This window comes from Pseudomonas sp. P105 (assembly GCF_032614175.1).
GTDB classification, from domain to species: Bacteria; Pseudomonadota; Gammaproteobacteria; order Pseudomonadales; family Pseudomonadaceae; genus Aquipseudomonas; species Aquipseudomonas rhizophila.
In genome coordinates this window covers 4,941,667-4,963,712 of sequence record NZ_CP126693.1, presented here as the reverse complement: position 1 = coordinate 4,963,712, position 22,046 = coordinate 4,941,667, and the positions used below count along the sequence as shown (strand labels likewise).

Annotated in this window: 18 protein-coding genes and 1 pseudogene; 9 read left to right on the top strand and 10 right to left on the bottom strand. The window is 60.2% G+C overall.

The features are described 5' to 3' along the window. The first annotated feature begins 302 nt into the window (after positions 1 to 302). Positions 303 to 1,151 carry a formyltetrahydrofolate deformylase gene (gene purU, locus QOM08_RS22380; protein ID WP_047227093.1) on the top strand — a complete coding sequence of 283 codons (849 nt, stop codon included), beginning with the start codon at positions 303 to 305 and terminating at the stop codon, positions 1,149 to 1,151. 58 nt (positions 1,152 to 1,209) lie between these two features. Then, on the top strand, positions 1,210 to 1,401 hold the full coding sequence (locus tag QOM08_RS22375) for a hypothetical protein (protein WP_316912143.1): 192 nt from the start codon (positions 1,210 to 1,212) through the stop codon (positions 1,399 to 1,401). 7 nt (positions 1,402 to 1,408) lie between these two features. Here QOM08_RS22375 and QOM08_RS22370 read toward each other — a convergent pair whose 3' ends face one another. The 5 genes and pseudogenes from QOM08_RS22370 to QOM08_RS29200 form a co-directional block, all read right to left on the bottom strand. Further along, positions 1,409 to 2,404: a YbhN family protein gene (locus tag QOM08_RS22370; protein WP_139049273.1), complete on the bottom strand. Its 996-nt coding sequence runs from the start codon at positions 2,402 to 2,404 to the stop codon at positions 1,409 to 1,411. Then, complete coding sequence (locus tag QOM08_RS22365) at positions 2,401 to 3,168, bottom strand: DUF2334 domain-containing protein (RefSeq protein ID WP_139049387.1); 768 nt, start codon at positions 3,166 to 3,168, stop codon at positions 2,401 to 2,403. Before QOM08_RS22365 ends, QOM08_RS22370 begins: the two co-directional genes overlap by 4 nt. A gap of 16 nt (positions 3,169 to 3,184) precedes the next feature. Beyond that, on the bottom strand, positions 3,185 to 4,306 hold the full coding sequence (locus QOM08_RS22360) for a glycosyltransferase family 1 protein (protein ID WP_316912142.1): 1,122 nt from the start codon (positions 4,304 to 4,306) through the stop codon (positions 3,185 to 3,187). 185 nt (positions 4,307 to 4,491) lie between these two features. Continuing rightward, complete coding sequence (locus QOM08_RS29205) at positions 4,492 to 5,256, bottom strand: methyl-accepting chemotaxis protein (RefSeq protein ID WP_370695207.1); 765 nt, start codon at positions 5,254 to 5,256, stop codon at positions 4,492 to 4,494. Between the two features lie 93 nt (positions 5,257 to 5,349). Beyond that, positions 5,350 to 6,381, bottom strand: a pseudogene (locus tag QOM08_RS29200) (cache and HAMP domain-containing protein); the annotation flags it as partial. Between the two features lie 187 nt (positions 6,382 to 6,568). On the opposite strand from QOM08_RS29200, the gene QOM08_RS22350 reads away from it, so the two are divergent. Continuing rightward, the gene (locus QOM08_RS22350; protein ID WP_316912140.1) at positions 6,569 to 8,056 is read left to right on the top strand and encodes a helicase HerA-like domain-containing protein; all 1,488 of its coding nucleotides are present in this window, start codon (positions 6,569 to 6,571) and stop codon (positions 8,054 to 8,056) included. Positions 8,057 to 8,166: 110 nt separating this feature from the next. Here the strand turns inward: QOM08_RS22350 and QOM08_RS22345 are convergent, their stop codons facing one another. After that, entirely contained in the window at positions 8,167 to 8,622 is a 456-nt protein-coding gene (locus QOM08_RS22345) for a DUF721 domain-containing protein (RefSeq protein ID WP_047227086.1), read from the bottom strand. A gap of 307 nt (positions 8,623 to 8,929) precedes the next feature. Between QOM08_RS22345 and secA the strand changes: the two genes are divergently transcribed. From secA to QOM08_RS22325, 4 genes are all read left to right on the top strand, one after another. Next, positions 8,930 to 11,665: a preprotein translocase subunit SecA gene (gene secA, locus QOM08_RS22340; protein WP_047227085.1), complete on the top strand. Its 2,736-nt coding sequence runs from the start codon at positions 8,930 to 8,932 to the stop codon at positions 11,663 to 11,665. A 122-nt stretch (positions 11,666 to 11,787) separates the two neighbouring features. Beyond that, entirely contained in the window at positions 11,788 to 13,005 is a 1,218-nt protein-coding gene (gene argJ / locus QOM08_RS22335; RefSeq protein WP_047227084.1) for a bifunctional glutamate N-acetyltransferase/amino-acid acetyltransferase ArgJ, read from the top strand. A 160-nt stretch (positions 13,006 to 13,165) separates the two neighbouring features. Continuing rightward, positions 13,166 to 13,798 (top strand): glutathione S-transferase family protein, encoded by a 633-nt coding sequence (locus QOM08_RS22330; protein WP_047227083.1) that lies wholly within the window; start codon positions 13,166 to 13,168, stop codon positions 13,796 to 13,798. Then, positions 13,795 to 14,739 (top strand): Nudix family hydrolase, encoded by a 945-nt coding sequence (locus QOM08_RS22325; protein ID WP_139049276.1) that lies wholly within the window; start codon positions 13,795 to 13,797, stop codon positions 14,737 to 14,739. Before QOM08_RS22330 ends, QOM08_RS22325 begins: the two co-directional genes overlap by 4 nt. Before the next feature lie 141 nt (positions 14,740 to 14,880). On the opposite strand, the gene QOM08_RS22320 is transcribed toward QOM08_RS22325, so the two are convergent. The 3 genes from QOM08_RS22320 to QOM08_RS22310 are packed head-to-tail and all read right to left on the bottom strand — an operon-like array spanning position 14,881 to position 18,465. Then, a complete protein-coding gene (locus QOM08_RS22320; RefSeq protein WP_047227081.1) occupies positions 14,881 to 15,462 on the bottom strand; it encodes a cob(I)yrinic acid a,c-diamide adenosyltransferase in 582 nt (193 codons plus the stop codon). 2 nt (positions 15,463 to 15,464) lie between these two features. Further along, entirely contained in the window at positions 15,465 to 17,501 is a 2,037-nt protein-coding gene (locus QOM08_RS22315) for a HAMP domain-containing sensor histidine kinase (protein ID WP_047227080.1), read from the bottom strand. Positions 17,502 to 17,547: 46 nt separating this feature from the next. Further along, the gene (locus QOM08_RS22310; protein ID WP_316912139.1) at positions 17,548 to 18,465 is read right to left on the bottom strand and encodes a putative 2-dehydropantoate 2-reductase; all 918 of its coding nucleotides are present in this window, start codon (positions 18,463 to 18,465) and stop codon (positions 17,548 to 17,550) included. Between the two features lie 142 nt (positions 18,466 to 18,607). Here QOM08_RS22310 and QOM08_RS22305 point away from each other — a divergent pair, with 142 nt between their 5' ends. Both QOM08_RS22305 and QOM08_RS22300 read left to right on the top strand, forming a co-directional pair. Further along, entirely contained in the window at positions 18,608 to 19,093 is a 486-nt protein-coding gene (locus QOM08_RS22305) for a YajQ family cyclic di-GMP-binding protein (RefSeq protein WP_316912138.1), read from the top strand. 97 nt (positions 19,094 to 19,190) lie between these two features. Further along, on the top strand, positions 19,191 to 20,033 hold the full coding sequence (locus QOM08_RS22300; RefSeq protein ID WP_047227078.1) for a mechanosensitive ion channel family protein: 843 nt from the start codon (positions 19,191 to 19,193) through the stop codon (positions 20,031 to 20,033). A 151-nt stretch (positions 20,034 to 20,184) separates the two neighbouring features. On the opposite strand, the gene QOM08_RS22295 is transcribed toward QOM08_RS22300, so the two are convergent. Continuing rightward, complete coding sequence (locus QOM08_RS22295; protein WP_316912137.1) at positions 20,185 to 21,453, bottom strand: OprD family porin; 1,269 nt, start codon at positions 21,451 to 21,453, stop codon at positions 20,185 to 20,187. Positions 21,454 to 22,046: the final 593 nt, after the last annotated feature.

Below are 22,046 nucleotides of genomic sequence, written 5' to 3'. Positions count from 1 at the left end.
AGGACTACCTTATGTAGGACGCGGGTGACAAGGAGACAGTGAGGCAATAGTAATCAGACAGTTTCATCAAGTAAACATTTAACCGATGTTTTATTTAATTAATTAGTGCAGCCTCGCAAAAACGGCGTTGCAGTTAAATACTGAAACACAGTCTTCACATCTGCTCACAAATATAGCGTGTTGCCAAAGGTCCGGCCCATTGCTGCCCGGGCAGACAAATGTGCGCGGCGTGTCATCGATACTGCAGTTTTGCCGCGCAATGGCTAGAATGGCCGCCTTTGTGAAGTTCTGGAGTTCCCCTAATGCGCACTTTTCGGCTGGTGATCGCTTGCCCGGACCGCGTCGGCATCGTTGCTAAGGTCAGTAATTTTCTGGCGTCCCATAATGGTTGGATCACTGAAGCGAGCCATCACTCGGACACTCACAGTGGCTGGTTTTTCATGCGTCACGAAATTCGTGCCGACTCGCTTCCCTTCGGCATCGAAGCCTTTCGTGAGGCGTTCGCACCGATTGCCGAAGAGTTTTCGATGGACTGGCGAATCACCGATACCGAGCAGAAAAAACGCGTGGTGCTGATGGCCAGTAAAGAATCTCACTGCCTGGCTGATTTGCTGCACCGCTGGCACAGCGATGAGCTCGATTGCGACATCGCCTGTGTCATTTCCAACCATGACGCCTTGCGCAGTATGGTGGAGTGGCACGGTATCCCTTATTACCACGTTCCGGTCGACCCACAGGACAAGCAGCCGGCGTTTGCCGAAGTTTCGCGGCTGGTCAAACAGCACGACGCCGAGGTGGTGGTGCTGGCCCGCTACATGCAAATCCTGCCGCCTTCCTTGTGCAGCGAATACGCGCACAAGGTCATCAATATCCACCACAGCTTCCTGCCGTCGTTTGTCGGTGCCAAGCCGTATCATCAGGCCTCGATGCGGGGTGTGAAGCTGATTGGCGCCACCTGCCACTACGTGACCGAAGAGCTGGACGCAGGGCCGATCATCGAGCAGGACGTTGTGCGCGTCAGCCACAGCGACAGCATCGAAGACATGGTGCGTTTCGGCCGTGACGTGGAAAAAATGGTACTGGCGCGCGGCTTGCGTTATCACCTGGAAGACCGAGTGCTGGTGCACGGCAACAAGACCGTGGTGTTCTGACTACACTGCAAAGGGCCTGGGCGAGTGATCACCAGGCCCTTTTTTCATGAGGTTCGCCATGACCGATCCATTGGACAAAGCCACCTCCCGAGCCCCGGCGACCCTGGGTGAGGGGTGCCTGAACCGTTACGATCCTGAAGCGTTGAGCCCGGAGGATGGCACGGAGTTTCCCGACGCTGCGCAACTGTGGAAACAAATGCACCCCGAGGACGAACCAGCGCCTGCAAAGCCTGAAAGCGGTGAAGTCTAAATAGGAGTCACGCCTGTCGCAGCTTGATCAGTTTCTTGATCAATGGTCGCCCGACCATCAAAAAGAACACGGGTCCACCGGCGACCAGATAAAAGTAATAGGTCACCGCCCGCCAGATCAGAATTGCCGCTGCGGCCGTGGATTTTCCCACCATGGGCGCCAGCAGCGCCGCCGAGGTCAACTCTGCCGCCCCGGCGCCACCGGGCAGCAGGCTGAACTGCCCTGCGCTCAAGGAGAGCATCTGGATCAGAAAGCTCCAGGCCCACTGCAAATCCGCCCCCAGTCCTCTCAACGCCAGATACAACACGCTGTAGCGCAGGGCCCAGTGAAGGCAGGTCAGGCCGAAGACCTGGAACAGGGTCTGACGGGGCAATTTCAGGGTGTCGGTAAATGCCGCCAGAAAGTGCAGGATCTTGCGTCCCCAGCGTTGGCGAGTGGCGGTCTTTACCCGCAGATGTCGCAATAACCGAGCGCCCAGCAGAATCAGTTTGCGGTGGTAGCGGGCCACCAGCACGCAGCCGAACAGTCCGCCAAACAACGAGAAGGCACTCAATGCCAGCATCCATTCGATGCTCTGGCTGAGGTTCTGGAACAAGGCATAAAACAGGATGCCGACCAAGGCGCAGAGGAAAAACAGCAGATCGCTCAACTGATCCATGGCAAACACCGCGCTGCCATGGGCCGGACGCACGCCGTTGCGCGCCAGCAACGCCATCAGCGTCAGCGGCCCGCCACTGCCGCCGGGCGTGGCACACATGGCGAACTCGGTGGACATGACGACGCCAATGCTTTTCAGCCGTCCGACGCGCCCGCGGTGTTCACCCAGCAGCAAACGCAGGCGCACGGAATTCAAGCCCCAGCACAGGACAATCATGCCGAGCATGGTCAGCAGCAGTGACAAGGGAAAGCGCTGCACCCGCGACCACATCTCCCCGCCACCCATCAACCACGGCACCAGTAGCGCCAAGAGCAAGGCGGCGCCCAGCCATATCAGCCGTTTCATGCCGCGTCGCTGACCCGCAGGCCCTGGGTCGCCAGCCATTGGACCTTGGTCATCGGCACGCGGCCGTCGTTGAGCAGACGTTCGAGGGTGCGCAACCAATAATCCCGGGAGAACCCATGGCGCATGTCGACGGGATGCAGGCCAAGGCGAATGACTGGCGCCTGACGCCAGCGCTGTTCACGTTGATCATTGATGACTTTGGAAAGGCCACGGCGCCAGGCGCTGCGGGCGCTCCATACCAGTCCCGGAGCGTCGATCGGGGTGAAGTCCGGCAAGCGATAGAGATGCTGGGGATCGCTGGTGTAACTCAGTGGCAACTGGCGCAGTGCCTGGCGCGTGCCTTCGCTCATGAGCCAGGCCGGAGCGACGAAACCCTCCAGTGGCCACTGATAGCGCTGGAAGGTTTCGACACCCGCGCGCAGGCGGGCGAGGGCCGCCTCCTCGGACAGGCTGTAAAACTCGCCTTCGTGGGTATACACCCGGCGCATGAACCAGTCCTTGGGATGAGTCGCCGGCGGACCGTCGTCGCAATGGTAGTAGCCGTGCAGTACCAATTCGTCGCCGCGCTCGACCCGGTTGTCGAGCAGGCGCCGAAAACCGGGGTGATCCTCCAGCGCATTGGCGTGGTGAAAGTCCGGCACCACCAGCCAGGTCATTGGCACCTGGCCGAGGGCGTCGACAGCTTCGACGAAGGGCTGGTAGTCGGGCCAGGTTTGCGGCGCCACGTCATGCAGCACCAACAGTAGGCTGGGCGATTGATTCATCGACACGGACTTCACCTCAACCATTGGCCAACAGGGGCAGTTGTTCACCCAGGACGCTGTGGTAGTGGCCCAAGAGGCTGTTGACCACCGAGTCCCAGGCGTAGTGACGCTCAACGTGCTGGCGCGCCAGCACACCGCGTCGCTGACAGCCTTCGGCAAATAGCTGCCGCACGGCGTTGGCCATGGCCTGTGGATTGTCGGGCGTGCATAGCAGGCCGCAGTCTTCGTGGACGATTTCGGTGAAGGCCCCGGCCGCCACCGCCACCACGGGGATACCGCTGGCCATGGCTTCGAGGATCACCAGGCCGAAGGTTTCCTGGTCACCGGCATGCACCAGGGCATCGGCGCTGGCCATGAGCCGGGCAACTTGCGGCGCCGGACAGAACTCATCGACCACCGTAACGTTGTCCGGCACCACGGCGGGCATGGACGAACCCACCAGCAGCAGGTGGTAACGTTCGCCCAGGCGTTTCATGCACTTGAGCAGCACCGGCAGGTTTTTTTCCCTGGAACCGCGACCGGCGAAAATCAGCAGGCGCGTGTATTCGGCAATTCCCAGTTCGGCACGCAGTTCCGGGTCGCGGGCGGCGGGGTTGAAGGTTTGCAGATCCACGCCCAAAGGCTGCACGTAGACGTTCTTGACCCCCAGCCCGATCAACTTGTCGGCCATGACCTGGCTCGGCGCCAGGACCCGGTCGAAATTGCCGTACAACTTGCTGACATAGGCTTCGATGTTGGGCGTGAACCAGTTACCCATGCGGTTGCTGACCAGCAGCGGCAGGTCGGAGTGATAGAAACCGATCACCGGCACATCGAGCTGGCGCCGGGCATCCAGGGCAGCCCATGCGGTGAGGTAGGGATCGCCGACTTCGATCAGATCCGGTTGTAAATCACGCAGGACATTGCGCCAGGGCGCCAGGCGAAGCGGGAAGCGGTAGCCCTTGCCGAAAGGCAGGGCGGGGGCCGGAACCTTATAGATCCCGTCGTGCTCGCTCAGATGCGCGCCAGGGATCAACAGACTGTGACGAATTCCGGGCCGATCACTCAGGCGCCGGTGCTTGGCATCCAGATAAGTGCGCACGCCGCCGCTGGCGGGGGCGTAGAACATGGTTATGTCCGCTATGTGCACGATGAACATCCCTCCGGTCTGTATTCTCCTTTGTTGACCTTTAGTAAGAATAGATGTTCGGTTGGGGTTGTGGGCGGCGGAATGTCTGTCAGCAGTGTGTCGTTTGAGAGGGGCCTATCGCGAGCAGGCTCGCTCCCACCATGGATCTGTGTTGTGCACAAAACCCCGTGGAAGCGAGCCTGCTGGCGATGACGTCAGATGCGGAAACTGCCCACCAGTTGCTTCAACCGCGCCGCTTGCTGCTCAAGGTCTGAGCAGGCGCGCAATGTCGATTGCAGGTTCTCCACGCCTTCCTGGTTCAGCGTGTTGATCTCGGTGATGTCCACGTTGATGGATTCCACCACGGCCGTCTGCTCCTCGGTGGCGGTGGCCACTGACTGGTTCATGCCATCGATTTCACCGATGCGCTGGGTCACGCTGTTCAGGCGCTCGCCGGCCAGGTTGGCGATTTCCACGCTTTCCTGGCTGTGGCGCTGGCTGTCGTTCATGGTCGTGACCGAATCCCGGGCGCCGACCTGCAACTCCTCGATCATGGTCTGCACCTGTTGCGCCGATTCCTGGGTGCGGTGGGCCAGGTTGCGCACTTCATCGGCCACCACGGCAAACCCGCGCCCGGCCTCACCGGCCCGGGCTGCCTCAATTGCAGCATTGAGGGCCAGCAGGTTGGTTTGCTGGGAAATACTGGTGATCACCTCCAGGATCTGGCCAATGTTCACGGTTTTGCTGTTCAGCGATTCAACGTTGCTGCTTGAGGCACTCAGCAAGTCGGACAAGCGATTCATCGCGGCAATGCTGCGATCCACCACTTGTTGACCATCCTCGGCCAGGCCACGGGCGTCGCTGGCCTGATGGGAAGCTTGCGCTGCATTGCGGGCGATTTCCTGAGCAGCAGCGCCTAATTGATTGATGGCCGCGGCCACGCTGTTGGTGCGACTGGCCTGCTCGTCGGAATTGACCATCGAGGAGTTCGACGCGCTCACCACCCGCAAGGCGACTTCGTTGACGTGTTCGGTGGCGGAGGACACTTCGCGGATCGAATTATGGATACGTTCCACGAAACGGTTGAACGCCGTGCCCAGAATGCCGAACTCGTCCTGATTCTGGATCGTCAGACGTTTGGTCAGGTCGCCGTCGCCATCGGCAATGTCTTCCATCGCCCGGGTCATCACATGCAGCGGTTGGATCAGCAAGCGGATCAACATGCTCAGCAGCGCAATGATGAACGCCACGGCAATGACCGTCGCCACGACGGCCGAGGTGCGGAAATCGCTGAGCATCGAGTAGGCCTTGTCTTTATCCACCGACACGCCGACGTACCAGTTCACCGAGGGCAGGCCTTTGATCGGCGTGAAGGTCACGATGCGCGTATGGCCATCGACTTCGACTTCGCTGATCTGGTCGCTGATCTTCGGGGTGTTCGTCGGGTAGGCTTCGGCCAGGGTTTTCATGACCAGGGCTTTATCCGGGTGTACCAGGATCTTGCCGTCGGCGCTGATCAGGTAGGCATACCCCATGCCGTCGAAATTCACGGTCTTGAGGTTGTCCACAATGGTCTGCAGGCTCAGGTCCCCGCCCACGACACCGACATTTTGCGTGGCGTTTTTCGAGGCGCTGGCGATGGAAATGATCAGCCCGCCGCTGGCAGCATCGATGTAGGGTTCGGTCAGGGTCGAGGTGCTGCTGCTTTGTGCGCCTTTGTACCAAGGACGTACGCGCGGATCGAAACCGTCAGGCATCTTCGCATCGGGGCGAATGATGAAACTGCCCTGGGCATCGCCAAGGTAGGACGCCATGAAGGTCGAGGTCAGCGCTTTCTGTTCCAGCAGTTGGGTGACGCTGCTCGGGTCGGGGGTGACGGCGATGTTCTGGGCCAGGTTCTCGATAAGCAGGATGCGGCCGGTCAGCCAGGTCTGAATGTTATTTGCCGTGACAGCACCCATTTCATGCAGGTAGCTGTCCAGGTCGTCACGGATGGCATTGCGTTGCAGGTAATCGTTGTAGGTCGTGAAGGAAGCGAAGGCTGCAATCACGATGAGCGCGGCGGCTATTAGAATTTTATGGCTAAAGCGCAGGTTTTTATTCATGGCACGGGGGTCCGCTAAGGTCTTGGTACGCTAAGCGTGCTTATATACAAGCGCGCAAAAATGGCTTCATAGTGAAAAAAAGCTGATATTTCCTCCTCTCCTTAGGGAATTATCCGACCTTGTTTCAGTAGGTCTGTCGCTTTAGATATCGGCCATGCAAGGCCATAGATTAACCACAGGTGACGAAATGCCTGACTCATCGCAACTTGTTATTGGCGCCGACCTTGCCGGCCAACCCATCGCCCAGGCCCTGCGTCTGGCTAACCGTCATGGTCTGGTGGCAGGTGCCACCGGCACCGGCAAGACCGTCACCTTGCAACGCCTGGCCGAGACGTTCAGCGATGCCGGCGTTGCGGTATTCGCCGCAGACATCAAGGGCGACCTGTGTGGCCTCGGCGCCGCCTGCAACCCCCAAGGCAAAGTCGCCGAGCGTATCGCCGGCATGTCCTGGCTCGGCCACAAACCCCAGGCTTATCCGGTGACCTTGTGGGACATTCATGGCAAGTCCGGTCATCCGCTGCGCACCACCCTGAGTGAAATGGGCCCGCTGTTGCTCGGCAGCCTGTTGGAACTCACCGACAGTCAGCAATCGGCGCTGTACGCGGCCTTCAAGGTTGCCGACCGCGAAGGCCTGTTGCTGCTGGATCTCAAGGACTTGAAGGCACTGCTCAATCATCTCAGGGACAACCCTGAGCTGCTGGGGGACGACGCCGCTTTGATGACCACCGGTTCCAGCCAGGCATTGCTGCGGCGCTTGGCCACATTGGAGCAACAAGGCGCGGATGCGCTGTTCGGTGAGCCGGCCTTGCAGCTTGAAGACATCCTGCAACCGGCCAGCGACGGCCGCGGCCCTATCCATTTGCTGGACGCCAGCCGTCTGGTGCATGAAGCACCAAAAGTCTACGCAACGTTCCTGCTCTGGCTGCTGGCCGAGTTGTTCGAGCAATTGCCCGAGCGCGGCGACGCGGACAAACCGCTGCTGGCGCTGTTCTTCGATGAGGCCCATCTGCTCTTTGCCGATACCCCCAAGGCGTTGCAAGAGCGGTTGGAGCAAGTGGTGCGGCTGATTCGCTCCAAGGGCGTGGGGGTGTACTTCGTGACCCAGTCGCCAGGAGACTTGCCGGACGACGTGCTGGCGCAGTTGGGCCTGCGCATCCAGCACGGCTTGCGGGCCTTCACCACCAAGGAGCAGAAATCCCTGCGGGCGGTGGCGGACGGTTTCCGGCCCAACCCGCAATTCGATGCGCTGACGGTGCTGACCGAGCTGGGTATTGGCGAAGCCTTGGTGGGCACTTTGCAGGAAAAGGGCACGCCGCAAATGGTCCAGCGTGTGCTCGTGGCGCCGCCACAGTCGCGGATCGGGCCGTTGACCGAAGTTGAACGCGCCGGGCTGATCGCCCGTTCCCCTTTGCAAGGGCGTTATGACAAACCCATTGATCGCGAGTCGGCCTATGAAGTGCTGATGGGGCGCAAGGGCTTGGAGCCGCAAGCCGAAGAGGCACAGGGCAAGGCGACTGCTGAAGAACCGAGCTTCACCGACAAGGCCGGGGAATTTCTCGGTACGGCGGCCGGCCAGGCATTGAAATCGGCGATGCGCCAGGCCGCCAATCAGTTGGGACGGCAACTGGTGCGTGGGTTGATGGGGTCGTTGCTGGGGAGCAAAAAGCGCCGGTAACCGGCTCGCTCCCGCAATTGATCTGTGTCGTACACAAAATCTGTGTCCACTGAAGATCCCCTGTGGGAGCGAGCTTGCTCGCGATAGCGATTCAACTGGCGACCTGGAAGTCAATCCTTGGGCCGCGCATGTGCCGCCAACCGCTCCAGCGCCGCCCGCAGGTTGGGGTCGGTGATGCCATCCGCCGTGGCCTGGATGGTGGCGGCTGCGTCGGTGGACAAGTCCAGCGTGTGCCCCTTGACGGCGACTTGCACCGTGGGCGGTTGTACCTTGAACAGAATCCGCGTCAGGCCGGCAAATTCCTCGAACGCCTGCAATTGCCTCAGCAGGCGTTTTTGCTGATAGCGCAAGCGCGTGGCCCAGTGACCGTCCGTGACGATCAGCAGCAGGCTGCCTTCGCGCCAGGAGGCCACGTGGCAGTGCTCGCGAGCGGCGGGCTGTAATTGGCTGTCCAGCAGGCGCTGCAAGTGACCCAGTCGTTTGGCGTGGCCGAAGATGGCTTTCAGCGGTTTGGCTTCGCGCAGCAGAACGGCGGGAACCTTGGCTGGAAGAGGGCGAAAGGCCATGAACGAATACCGCAAGTGACAGAGGCGCCATGGTAGCAGAAAGCGCCGAGTGCGCCGCGACCGCTCGCCGCGGGCGCCCTTGTCCGTGCAATCAATGAATAACTTCTCTCGTTTGTGGGTTGAAGTTCCCGCAAAAGCCCTTATTTTAGGGAGGCCCCGTCACAGCGCTGTGCCAGCATCGTGGAATAACGCCACTTTCCTCACCATCGTTTCCGGGTAGAATGCTCGTTCGCATGCGGCCATGAGGGCTGCACGGGCGACTCACGGGGCCGCCCTCCATCCCTTTAGTGTGGAAGATCCTGCCGATATGTTTGCGCCTTTGTTAAAGAAACTTTTTGGAAGCAAGAACGAGCGTGAAGTCAAACGCATGCTCAAGACGGTACAGATCGTCAATGCCTTCGAAGAGCAAATGGTGGCCCTTTCGGACGATCAGTTACGCGCCAAGACTGCCGAATTCAAGGACCGCATCGCCAAGGGGGAAACCCTTGACCAGCTCCTGCCCGAAGCCTTCGCGGTTGCCCGTGAAGCCGGCAAGCGGGTGATGGGCATGCGTCACTTCGACGTTCAGTTGATCGGCGGCATGACCTTGCACGAAGGCAAGATCGCTGAAATGCGTACCGGTGAGGGCAAGACCCTGGTGGCGACACTGGCGGTATACCTCAATGCACTGTCCGGCAAGGGCGTGCACGTGGTGACGGTCAACGACTACCTGGCCCGTCGTGATGCCAACTGGATGCGTCCGCTGTATGAATTCCTCGGCCTGACGGTCGGCGTGGTCACGCCGTTCCAGCCGCCGGAAGAAAAACGCACCGCCTACGCTTGCGATATCACCTACGGCACCAACAACGAATTCGGTTTCGATTACCTGCGCGACAACATGGCGTTCAGCATGGATGAAAAATTCCAGCGTGAACTCAACTTTGCCGTGATCGACGAAGTCGACTCCATTCTCATCGACGAAGCCCGTACCCCGCTGATCATTTCCGGTCAGGCCGAGGACAGCTCCAAGCTGTACATCGAGATCAACAAGTTGATCCCGCAGCTGGAACTTCACGTCGAAGAAGTCGAGGGTGAAGTGACCAAGGCCGGCCATTACACGGTCGACGAGAAGACCCGTCAGGTCGAGCTCAATGAAGCCGGTCACCAGTTCATCGAGGAAATGCTCACCCGCGTCGGCCTGCTGGCCGAGGGCGAGAGCCTGTACTCGGCCCATAACCTGGGCCTGCTGACCCACGTCTATGCCGGTCTGCGTGCGCACAAGCTGTTCCATCGCAACGTCGAGTACATCGTCCAGGACGGCCAGGTCGTGCTGGTGGATGAGCATACCGGCCGGACCATGCCGGGTCGCCGTCTGTCCGAAGGCCTGCACCAGGCCATCGAAGCCAAGGAAGGTCTGAACATCCAGGCCGAAAGCCAGACCCTGGCCTCGACCACTTTCCAGAACTACTTCCGCCTGTACAACAAGCTGTCCGGCATGACCGGTACCGCCGACACCGAAGCGTTCGAATTCCATCAGATCTACGGCCTGCAAGTGATGGTGATCCCACCTAACAAGCCGCTGGCGCGTAAAGACTACAACGACCTGGTGTTCCTCACCGCCGATGAGAAATACGCGGCGATCATCGCCGACATCAAGGAATGCATGGCCCAGGGCCGTCCTATCCTGGTGGGTACCGCCACGATCGAAACCTCCGAGCACATGTCCGCATTGCTCACCAAGGAAGGTATCGAGCACAAGGTCCTCAACGCCAAGTTCCACGAAAAAGAAGCCGAGATCATCGCCCAGGCCGGTCGCCCGGGTGCCCTGACCATTGCCACCAACATGGCCGGCCGTGGTACCGACATTCTGTTGGGCGGCAACTGGGAAGTGGAAGTGGCCTCCCTGGAAAACCCGACGCCCGAGCAGATCGCGCAGATCAAGGCCGACTGGCAGAAGCGTCATCAACAGGTGCTCGAGTCCGGCGGTTTGCAGGTGATCGCTTCCGAGCGTCACGAATCGCGTCGTATCGACAACCAGCTGCGTGGCCGTGCCGGTCGCCAGGGCGATGCCGGTTCCAGCCGCTTCTATCTGTCGTTGGAAGACAGCCTGATGCGTATCTTCGCCTCTGATCGGGTGAAGAACTTCATGAAGGCCCTGGGCATGCAGCCGGGCGAAGCGATCGAACACCGGATGGTCACCAACGCCATCGAGAAAGCCCAGCGCAAGGTCGAGGGTCGCAACTTCGATATCCGCAAGCAATTGCTGGAGTTCGACGACGTCAACAACGAACAGCGTAAAGTGATTTATCACATGCGTAACAGTTTGTTGGCCGCCGACAACATTGGCGAAACCATCGCAGATTTCCGCCAGGACGTGCTCAACGCAACCGTCAGCGCCCACATTCCGCCGCAGTCGCTGCCTGAGCAGTGGGATGTCGCCGGTCTGGAAGCTGCCTTGCAGAGCGACTTCGGCGTGGCGTTGCCGATCCAGCAATGGCTGGACGAAGACGATCACCTGTACGAAGAAACCCTTCGCGAGAAGCTGCTGGCTGAACTGATCGCCGCGTACAACGAGAAAGAAGACCAGGCCGGCGAAGAAGCGCTGCGCTCCTTCGAGAAGCAGATCGTACTGCGGGTGCTGGACGACTTGTGGAAAGACCACCTGTCGACCATGGATCACTTGCGCCATGGTATCCACCTGCGTGGTTATGCCCAGAAGAACCCCAAGCAGGAGTACAAGCGCGAGTCGTTCACGCTGTTCTCCGAGTTGCTGGATTCGATCAAGCGCGACTCGATCCGCGTGTTGTCCCACGTTCAGGTTCGCCGCGAAGACCCGGCCGAAGAAGAAGCCCGTTTGCGTCAGGAAGCCGAAGCCTTGGCCGCGCGCATGCAGTTCGAGCACGCCCCGGCCCCAGGCCTGGAAGTTGCCCAGGAGGAGGGCGCCGAGGTGGATGTTGCCTTGGCGACCGCGCCGGTACGTAACGAGCAGAAGCTGGGCCGCAACGAGCTGTGCTATTGCGGTTCGGGCAAGAAATACAAGCATTGTCACGGGCAGATTCAGTAACACCCGTTTCAAGCGCTGAACGACCCGCGCCGCGACCGGCTTTCAGCCGTCGCGGCGTTTTGCCATTTTGATTCGCCGTCTCGATTAAGGCGGTGTCGATTTATCTATTTAGGAGCGCATTCATGGCTGTTGGTCTTGGTCCGTTGCCAACGTTGCACCCGGTTGCCGGTTTTGAACTCGGTATCGCCTCGGCGGGCATCAAGCGCCCAGGGCGCAAGGATGTCGTGGTCATGCGCTGCGCCGAAGGCTCGACGGTTGCCGGCGTGTTCACCCTCAACGCCTTTTGCGCCGCGCCGGTCATCCTGGCCAAGCAACGCGTGCAGGGGCCGGTGCGTTACCTGCTGACCAACACCGGTAACGCCAACGCCGGCACCGGCGCGCCAGGCCTGGCCGCGGCCGAACGCACCTGCGCCAAGCTGGCCGAACTGACCGGCGTCGACGCCAGCCAGGTGCTGCCGTACTCCACCGGGGTGATCGGCGAACCGCTGCCGGTCGAGAAGATCGAAGGCGCGTTGCAGGCCGCTCTGGATGACCTGTCGGAAAACAACTGGGCCGCTGCCGCCACCGGCATCATGACCACCGACACACTGCCCAAAGGCGCCAGTCGTCAATTCCAGCACGATGGCGTGACTGTCACCGTCACCGGCATCAGCAAAGGCGCCGGCATGATCCGCCCGAACATGGCGACCATGCTTGGCTACATCGCCACTGACGCCAAAGTCTCCCGGCAGGTGCTGCAAGACCTGATGCTCGACGGCGCCAACAAGTCGTTCAACCGCATCACCATCGACGGCGACACCTCCACCAACGACTGCTGCATGCTGATCGCCACCGGCAAGGCCGACCTGCCGGAAATTACCGAAGCCAGCGGTGCGCTGTTTGCCGCCCTGAAGCAGGCGGTATTCGAAGTCTGCATGGAAGTGGCCCAGGCCATCGTCCGTGACGGCGAAGGCGCGACCAAGTTCGTGACCGTGCAAGTCAACGGTGGCGGCAACCATCAGGAATGCCTGGATGTTGGCTACACCGTGGCGCACTCGCCGCTGATCAAGACCGCGCTGTTCGCCTCCGACCCGAACTGGGGTCGGATCCTCGCCGCCGTCGGCCGTGCCGGTGTGCCGGACCTGGACGTGAGCAAGATCGACGTGTTCCTCGGTGAAGTCTGCATCGCCAGCCAGGGCGCACGCGCCGCCACCTACACGGAGGCCCAGGGCGCGGCGGTGATGCAGCAGGAAGAAATCACCATTCGTATCGAGCTGGGACGTGGTGATTGCAGCGAAACGATCTGGACGACTGATTTGTCCCACGAGTATGTGAAGATTAACGCGGAATATCGGACTTAACAGTTCGGGACCGAGTTGCTGCCATCGCGAGCAGGCTCGCTCCCACAGGGATTGGTTGGGTGACCTGGACCTGTTCACGCCACCGATCCACTGTGGGAAACGAGCCTGCTCGCGATGGCGCCAATACAGCCTCCACAACACCCCAAGAAAGGATTCCGACTTGAGCCTGCACCTGATCATCGGCGACAAACACCTTTCCTCCTGGTCCTTGCGCGGTGCGCTGGCCCTGGCGTTGACCGGCGCAAAGTACACCGAAGAGCTGGTCAGGCTCGACCAACCGGACACCCGTGAGAAACTGCTCAAGTATTCAGCCACCGCCAAAGTCCCGTTGCTCAAGACCGAATTCGGTGTGATCGCCGACTCCCTGGCGATTGCCGAATACCTGGCTGAACAGTTTCCCGATGCGGGCCTCTGGCCCAGGGACGTCGCCGCCCGGGCTCAGGCACGTTCGGCCTGTGCACAAATGCACAGCGGTTTTTTTGCTATCCGCAGCCACATGCCGTTTGACCTGCTGCGCGATGCGCCGCTAGTGCCCATGCCGGCGGAGGTTCAAGCGGAAATCCAGCGGATGCTGGCACTGTGGGCCGAATGCCGTGCGGCGGCTACTGAAGCCGGGCCCTACCTGTTTGGCCGCTTGAGCCTGGCCGATGTGTTCTTCGCGCCGGTGGCCGTGCGCTTGCGCACCTATCAGGTGGCGTTGCCCGAGGTCGATGCGGCCTATGTCGAAACTATCTATCAATGGCCGGCGTTCAAGGCGTGGCAACAGGCCGGCCTGGAGGAAACAGCGCGGTGAAACGAGTCCATGTAGCGGCGGCGGTCATTCGTGACGCTGCCGGCAAAATCCTGATCGCCCGACGGGCCGACACCCAGCACCAGGGTGGCCTTTGGGAGTTTCCCGGTGGCAAGGTCGAGGCGGATGAGTCCGTCGAAACCGCCCTGGCCCGCGAACTTCATGAGGAGCTGGGCATTGTCGTCGTCGCCGCCCGGCCGTTGATCAAGGTGCGTCACGATTACCCGGATAAACAGGTGATGCTGGATGTCTGGGAAGTCTCGGCGTTCACCGGCGAGCCTCACGGTGCCGAAGGGCAGCCATTGGCCTGGGTCACGGCCCGGGAGCTTTTGAACCATGAGTTCCCGGCGGCCAACCAGCCGATCATCGCGGCGGCTCGTTTGCCCGGCGAATATTTGATCACCCCTGAAGGCCTCGAAACGCCGCAGTTGCTGCGCGGCATGCAAAAGGCTATCGCCGGCGGGATCAAACTGGTCCAGCTGCGCGCGCCCAACGGCTACGACCCGAAGTACCGCGATCTGGCGGTGGATGCGGCAGGTTTGTGCGCCGGCAAGGCCCAGTTGATGCTCAAGGGGCCTTTCGAATGGCTGGGGGATTTCCCGTCCGCCGGCTGGCACATTACCGCCGCGCAATTGCGCAAGCATGCTGCGGCCGGTCGTCCTTTTGGCAAAGACCGTTGGTTGGCGGCGTCCTGCCACAACGCCGAGGAGCTGTCCCTGGCGCAGCAGATGGACGTGGACTTCGTGACGCTCTCGCCGGTGCAACCGACCCAGACCCATCCCGAGGCCCAACCGCTGGGGTGGGAAGAGGCTTCGCGGTTGATCGAGGGCTTCAACAGGCCGGTGTATCTGTTGGGCGGGGTGGGGCCGGACGAGCGGCAGCAAGCCTGGGCCGCTGGGGCGCAGGGTGTGGCGGGGATTCGGGCGTTTTGGCCTGGGCCTTGATTGGGTGGGGTGTTCGCGGGCCTCATCGCGAGCAGGCTCGCTCCCACATGGGATTTATGGTGTAACCAGTATCCATGTCACGCAACAGATTCTCTGTGGGAGCGAGCCTGCTCGCGATGAGGTCCTGACAGGCGACCCAGCTCAACTCTCGGGCTTGGCCGCCGCCACCCACAGCACCTCAGCCACCCCTTGCCGCCGGGCAATGACCCGCGCCGCGACGAATAACAGATCCGACAACCGATTGATATACGCCAGCCCCGGCCCGGCCAACGGCTCCACGGCGTTCAACTGCTGACAACGGCGTTCGGCGCTACGGGCCAGGCTGCGGCAGACGTGGGCCTGGGCGATCAGTGTCGAGCCACCGGGCAGGATGAAATTCTCCAGCGGCCCGACTTCTTCGTTCCATGCATCAATGGCTGCTTCCAGGCGCTCGACTTCCAGCATGTTCAAGGCCTGATAAGCCGGCATCGCCAGTTCACCGCCCAGGTCGAACAGTCGATGCTGACAAGGCGCCAAGACCTCGATCAGCTCCTGTAGCGCCGGATATTCAGCTGCCTCTACCGCGAGGCTGGCGAGCAACAATCCCAACTGACTATTGAGCGTGTCCACCTCGCCAATGGCCTCGACCCGTGGATGGTCCTTGGCTACACGGCGACCATCCCCCAACCCGGTCTCACCTTTGTCGCCGGTGCGGGTGTAAATCTTCGACAGGCGAAAACCCATGTTCAGCGCTCCAGTTGTTTGTGTTCCTGCGGCACCATTGAGGTGCCGGTCAATGGCAGGCGCAAGGTGAAGCAGGTGCCCTGGCCCGGCGCCGACTGCACTTCCATCTGGCCCTTGTGATTATTGGTGATGATGAAATACGACACCGACAGCCCCAGCCCGGTCCCTTGGCCGATTTCCTTGGTGGTGAAGAACGGCTCGAAGGTGCGTTTGCGTACGTTCTCGCTCATGCCGATGCCGTTGTCCTCCACCTGGATCTCTGCCCACGGTGGGTTCAGCCGCGTGCGCAGGATAATGCGGCCGGGTTCGCTGTCGTCCTGGCGTTGATGGATCGCCTGGGCGGCGTTTTTCAGCAGGTTGAGCAGCACCTGCTCCAGCTCGTTGGCGGTGCCGGGCACCGGGCCCAGGTTGGGGTCGAACTGCCGGATGATCGCCTGGCCCTTGAAATCGAAACCGATCGCCAGGTCGAAGTCGTTACCGGCGATCTCCACCGCCTGGTCGATCAGTGCCGGTAGGTCGCAGGGCGCCATCTGCCGGGTGCTGCGCCGGCTGAAGCTGAGCATGTGGGTGACAATTTTCGCCGCCCGGGCGCCGGCCTGCTGGATGCCGTCAAGCAACTGCGGGATTTCCCGGCTTTGCAGGTAAAGGTTCACCCTCTGCAGTTCGATATTCAGTTGTTCGGCCTGTTCGATGTTCTTCGGCAGTTCCGGCGACAGACGTCGGCGGATGTTTTGCACGTTGTGCAGGATGGCTCCCAGCGGGTTGTTGATTTCATGGGCCATGCCCGCCGCGAGGCCGCCGACCGAGAGCATCTTCTCCGATTGCACCATCATTTCTTCCAGCGACAGGCGCTGGGTGATGTCATCGATGCGGATCACCACGCCGCGCCCGGCGCCGCCCATCAGTGGATAGAAGGTGAGGGCGTAGTGCCGGGCCTCGTCATCCTTGGTCCAGGTGACGCGTTCGATCTTCGCCACCGTGTGCTGTTCGACCGTTTGCTTGAGCTGCGGCAGGTAAGGCTTCAGCGGTTCGAAGGCGAGGAAGATCGGCTGGTTCAGCGCCTCGTCCAGGCGTGTGCCGGAGAGGGCGCTGGCTTCCTGGTTCCATTGGGTGACGTAGAGCTGTTCGTCGAGGGCGATCAGGGCCGAGGGCATGGAGTCGATAATGCTGTTGAGGTAGTTCTGGAAACCGGTGAGCTTTTTCTCGATCTTGCTGCGCACCTGGACTTCCAGTTCCAGTTTGCGATTGGTGTGGCGGGTTTCTTCCGCCAGGCCCTGGGCCTGGTCGTAGGCGGCCTGGGAATCGTCCCGCGCGCGCTTGAGTTGCTGCTCCCGGGCTTCGATCCGCGAGAGCATGGTGTTGAACGCCTCGGCCAGACTGCCGATTTCGTCGTGGTTGCCGCGGGCGGCGCGCAGGGAATAGTTCTCCTCGCGGGTGACCTGGCGCGACAGTTCCTCGAGCTGATGAATCGGCTGGGTGATCAGGCGTTTGATCTGCTGGGCAATGACCAGCCAGAGCAAGACGCTGAAAATCAGGATGCCGAGGCTGGCGGTCAGGGTGCCGGTGTAGAACGCCGTCGGCAGTTCGCTGCTGGCCACCAGCAACAGATGACCCGGCGCCGTCCCCGGGCGGGGCAGGGTGATGACCTGATTGCTGCGAAACTCACTGGCTTGCCACGCCTGCATGTGGCGGTAATGGTCCGGCAGCTTGAGCTTTTCGCCCTGTTGCAGTTGCGCCAGGCGTGCGCCCTCGCCGTCATACAACGCAGCGGCCCGCAACGGCGCGTAGCTGTTGAGTTCATCCAGCAGGCGCTGGGCGGTCTGGGGCGACTGCAGGGCGTCGGCGATCAGGCTCGGGTTGGCCACCAGTCGACCGATGGTCTGCAGGGCTTGGGGCGCCATGCTTTCCTGGGAAATGTAATAGGCGGCGCTGATAAAGGTCAGGTTGGCCACCAGCAGGACGGTGGTCAACAACACCAGCAGGGCGGCCAGCAGTTTCTGGCCGACCGGGAGGTTTTCAAGGCGCTGGCGCAATGGCATCGGACTCTTCATTAAAAAGGAACACGAGGGCCAGCGTAGCCGCTGCTCAGTCGCCGGGCAATCCGAGGTTGTTCAAGTGGGCAATCAGTCGCTGCCGCAATTGTTCCAGGTGTGGCACCGGTAACCGGTGGCGCTCGGCAACCTTGCAAGCGTGGCCGAGCAGGTAGCTGATTTCGGTGCGGCGCCCATTGGCGACGTCCTGGTACATCGAGGAGTAGTTGGCGGCGGTAGCCTGGATGACCCGTTCGACTTCCGGCTGCAAGTCTTCGGCCGCCATGGGCTGGCCGCAGCGTTCCAGCAGATCCGTGAGTTCCGCGCAGAGGGTCGCCACTTCGCAGTGATGCGCCTGCAAGCCGCCGTTCTTGCAGTGGTGCAGGACGGTCAGAGGGTTGATGGCACAGTTGAGCGCCAGTTTGCGCCAGAGCCGGGTGAGGATGTCAGCCGTCCATTCGTGGGGTATACCGGCGGCGGTGAGGTCGTCCAGCCAGATCGGTGCCACCGGGTGCGCGGGGTCACCCAGCCAGGTGTAGCCGTGGCCGGCAAACACCACGCGCCAGTCACCGTCGCGGAATGCCCCTTCGGTACTGGAGGCACTGATGCAACGGGCCTGGGGAACACGATTGGCGACTGCGTCCTGACTGCCGAGGCCGTTCTGTAGCAGGATCAGTTCCGCGTCGGCGCTCAGGCGATGAGCCACAGAAGCCACGGCCGCTTCGGCGTCATAAGCTTTGCAGGCCAGGAGCAGGCGTTTGATCGGCTCGGGGGCGTCGGCTGTTTGCCCGGGTACCGGGTATTGCCGGGCCTGACCCTGTTCCACCAGCGTCAGACCACCGGCGGCCCGATAGGCCTGCAAGCGTTGTTCATTGCGCAGTACCAGCCGCACCGGCAAACCAGCCCGGGCCAGGCGCGTCGCCCACAACGTACCGAGGCTGCCGGCCCCCAGGACATGCCAGGTAGTAGGCATCAGTTTTTTACTCGGTTTGGCGCAGGCATCTGGGGGCTCGCAGTGTCGACAGGAAAAGACCCGTTATAATGAGCCCGATTTTAACCACAAGCCAAGCACGCGCCTTTGTTACGGGCGCGTCTTTTTTATTGGAGAACACTACATGCCGTCATTCGACGTGGTATCCGAACTGGACAAACACGAAGTCACCAACGCCGTTGAAAACGCCGTCAAGGAACTCGACCGTCGTTATGACCTCAAGGGCAAGGGCAGTTTCGAGTTCAAGGAGAAGGACCTGACCGTCAACCTGACCGCCGAGGCCGACTTCCAGCTTGAGGCAATGATCGAGATCCTCAAGCTGGCCCTGGTCAAGCGCAAGATCGACGTTCAGTGCCTTGAGGTCAAGGACGCCTATGCCTCGGGCAAGCTGGTGAAGCAGGAAGCCGTGCTCAAGGAAGGCATCGACAAGGAACTGGCGAAGAAAATCGTTGCTCATATCAAGGACGCCAAGCTCAAAGTGCAAGCCGCCATCCAGGGCGAGCAAGTGCGCGTCACCGGCAAAAAGCGTGATGACTTGCAGGAAGCCATCGCGGCGCTGCGGGGCAAGGAATTCGGCATGCCTTTGCAGTTCAATAACTTCCGCGACTGACACCCGGTGCACAGAGGCATTGTGGGGAGCGGGCAAACGCTCTTTTCACAATGCTTCGCCCGGTCTTTCGTGGTTACGGCAATAGAAGGAGAGGTAGATGGACTTGAACGCTGAAGTGGACAACTTGATCAAGGCGTCCGAGGCCTGGATCCCCATGATCATGGAGTACGGCAGCCGGGTGCTGCTGGCGGTGGTTACGCTGGCCATTGGCTGGTGGCTGATCAACAAGGTAACCCGCAAACTCGGCGGGCTGTTGGCACTGCGCAATGCCGACCTGGCGCTGCAAGGGTTCATCAGCAACCTGGCGAACATCATCCTCAAGATCCTGCTGATCGTCAGCGTGGCGTCGATGATCGGCATTGAAACCACCTCGTTCATCGCGGCCATCGGTGCGGCAGGCCTGGCGATCGGCCTGGCATTGCAGGGCAGTCTGGCGAACTTCGCCGGTGGTGTGTTGATTCTGTTGTTCCGCCCGTTCCGCATCGGTGACTGGATCGAAGCTCAAGGCGTGGCCGGTACGGTCGACAGCATCCAGATCTTCCACACCGTGATTCGCACCGGTGACAACAAAACCGTCATCGTGCCCAACGGCAACCTGTCGAACGGCATCATCACCAACACCAATCGCCAGCCGACCCGCAAAGTCGTGTTCGATGTCGGCGTGGATTACCAGGCCGACCTGCAAAAGGCTCGCGAAGTGTTGTTGGAGCTGGCCAAGGACGAGCGTGTACTTGCCGATCCGGCGCCTGAGGCGGTGATTTCCACCCTCGGCGACAGTTCGATCACGGTGTCGTTGCGGGTATGGGTCAAAACGGCCGATTACTGGAGCGTGATGTTCATGTTCAATGAACAGGCCCGGGATCGTTTGAAAGACGCGGGGATTGATATTCCGTTTCCACAGCGGGTTATTCGTATGGTCCACGAAGGGGCTGCGCAGTAACGCTTTGAATGCATGAGCTGATTGTTAGTTAGCTTGCTAATTACGAAGTTGCTTTCAAGTTGACTTGTAATGGGCACAAAAAAACCGCTCACCTGGATCAGGTGAGCGGTTTTTTATTTGTTGCCGGTGTAACTATCGAATGACCGCTGAATTACAAGATGCTCAGAGGGTATTCGACGATGAAGCGGAAGTCGTTGTTGTCACTGCCAACACCGGTGCTTCCACGATAGAACGCGCTACGAATGCGGAAAGACAGGTCTTTGGCTGGACCGCTCTGCATAACGTACTTGGTTTCGAAGTCGAGTTCGTGTTCTTTAGCATCGTCGTTAGTGGCGGTGTCAATGTTGTCACCGGTGATGTAACGAGTCATGAAGCTCAGGCCAGGAACGCCGTAGGTTTTCATGTTCAGGTCGTAGCGAGCCTGCCAGGAACGCTCGTCTTTATTGTTGAAGTCGGAGTACTGGACGGAGTTGGAGAGGAAAATAGTGCCGCCGCCGTCAACGCCGTAAACGTAGCCAGTGTCACCGGTGGAGCGCTGGTGAGCCAGGGTGAATTTATGGGCGCCGATGCTATAGGCTGCTGCGAGGGACCAGATGCGGTTGTCGATGTCGCCGCTGAGGTCTTGACCCTGGCTCTTGCTGTCGTAGCCATTGAAGTCGAAGTTCAGGGACTGATCTTCGTTGATTGGCAGGGTGTAGTTCAGGTTGAGGTATTTCTTCTTGAAGTGGTCATCCACATCAGAAGCAGCCACGCCAGCTACGAAGTTGTCGGTGAACTGGTAGGTTGCGCCGGCAATGTTGGCGGAGGTTAGGCCAGGGTGTACACCGCCGGTAACGTCAATGCTATCGCGACCCATGCCAACCTGATCGCTCAAGGAAGTGAAGCGACCTGCGCTCAGTTCCAGGCCCTTGATTTCGTTGCTGGTGATCAGGGTGCCGGTGGCAACTTCAGGCAGCAGACGACTGTCGTCGGTGGAGAATACTGGGCTGCTGGTGAACTGGTTACCGTATTTCAGAACGGTGTCGGACAGTCGGAATTTAACTGCGCCGCCAGCCTTCGATTGAGTTTCTTCCAGATTGCCATCGCTGTCCGCGGCGAACAAACCGTTACCGCGACGACCGCTGCCGCCGTCGAAGCGGACGGAGCCCAAAGCGAAAGCGTCAACGCCTACGCCTACGGTGCCTTGGGTAAAGCCCGACTCGTAGATAGCGCGTACGCCAAGGCCGGCTTCTTCACGATAACTTTGTTCGTCGCTATCGTTGTTCTTCCAATCACGATTCATGTACAGCATACGGCTCAGAACGTTCAGGCTCTGATCTTCAAAAAAGCCCTTGGATTCTTCCTGGGAAGAGGCCATTGCGAACTGCGAGGTACTGGCCGAAACAGCCAGTGCGATCATGCTCCACTTCATCACGCGCATCGTGATTTGCTCCTTTGGTTTTTAGAAGAGTCTTGCCGTCCCACCTGTTTTTTTATCTGGGCGGCTCTTTCTTTTTGTGTCGGCGCGAACTTATATCACGACGACATTCATTGGCGATACTTGCCCATCCAATCTTTCAGCTTCTTTACGACCCTGTCGCCAATGGCTCGATCCATGTCGTATTTGGGCTGTTCCGGCGCAATCGGACTCACAACTCGAAGTTGCTTCTTTTTTCCGGCGTCGGTGTAAAGACTCCTTTGTTACTGCGCTTGAAGCTCCCTGTGGGCAACCTTGCCACTTTATTTATAGGCCCGCAGGTTTTCGCTTCCGGCGATGCCCTGCAGGCGATATGGGGATGAATGCAACAAGCATGCTCAAACCCGTTTTTTGTTCACGTTTTTTTCACATTCTCCCTGCTGGCACGGTGAAACCTCATGAAACCGGGCTCCAAAGGCCTTGTTTTAATTAGGGTTGACTGCTGTGTCGCTCTCGTGTTTAGAACCGCTAAACGCTGCGAGACAACCAAAAACGTTACCGGTTCACCCTCTCAGTGAGTAGATCACGGATGCTTCGTGCACTGAGCGTAGACGCGT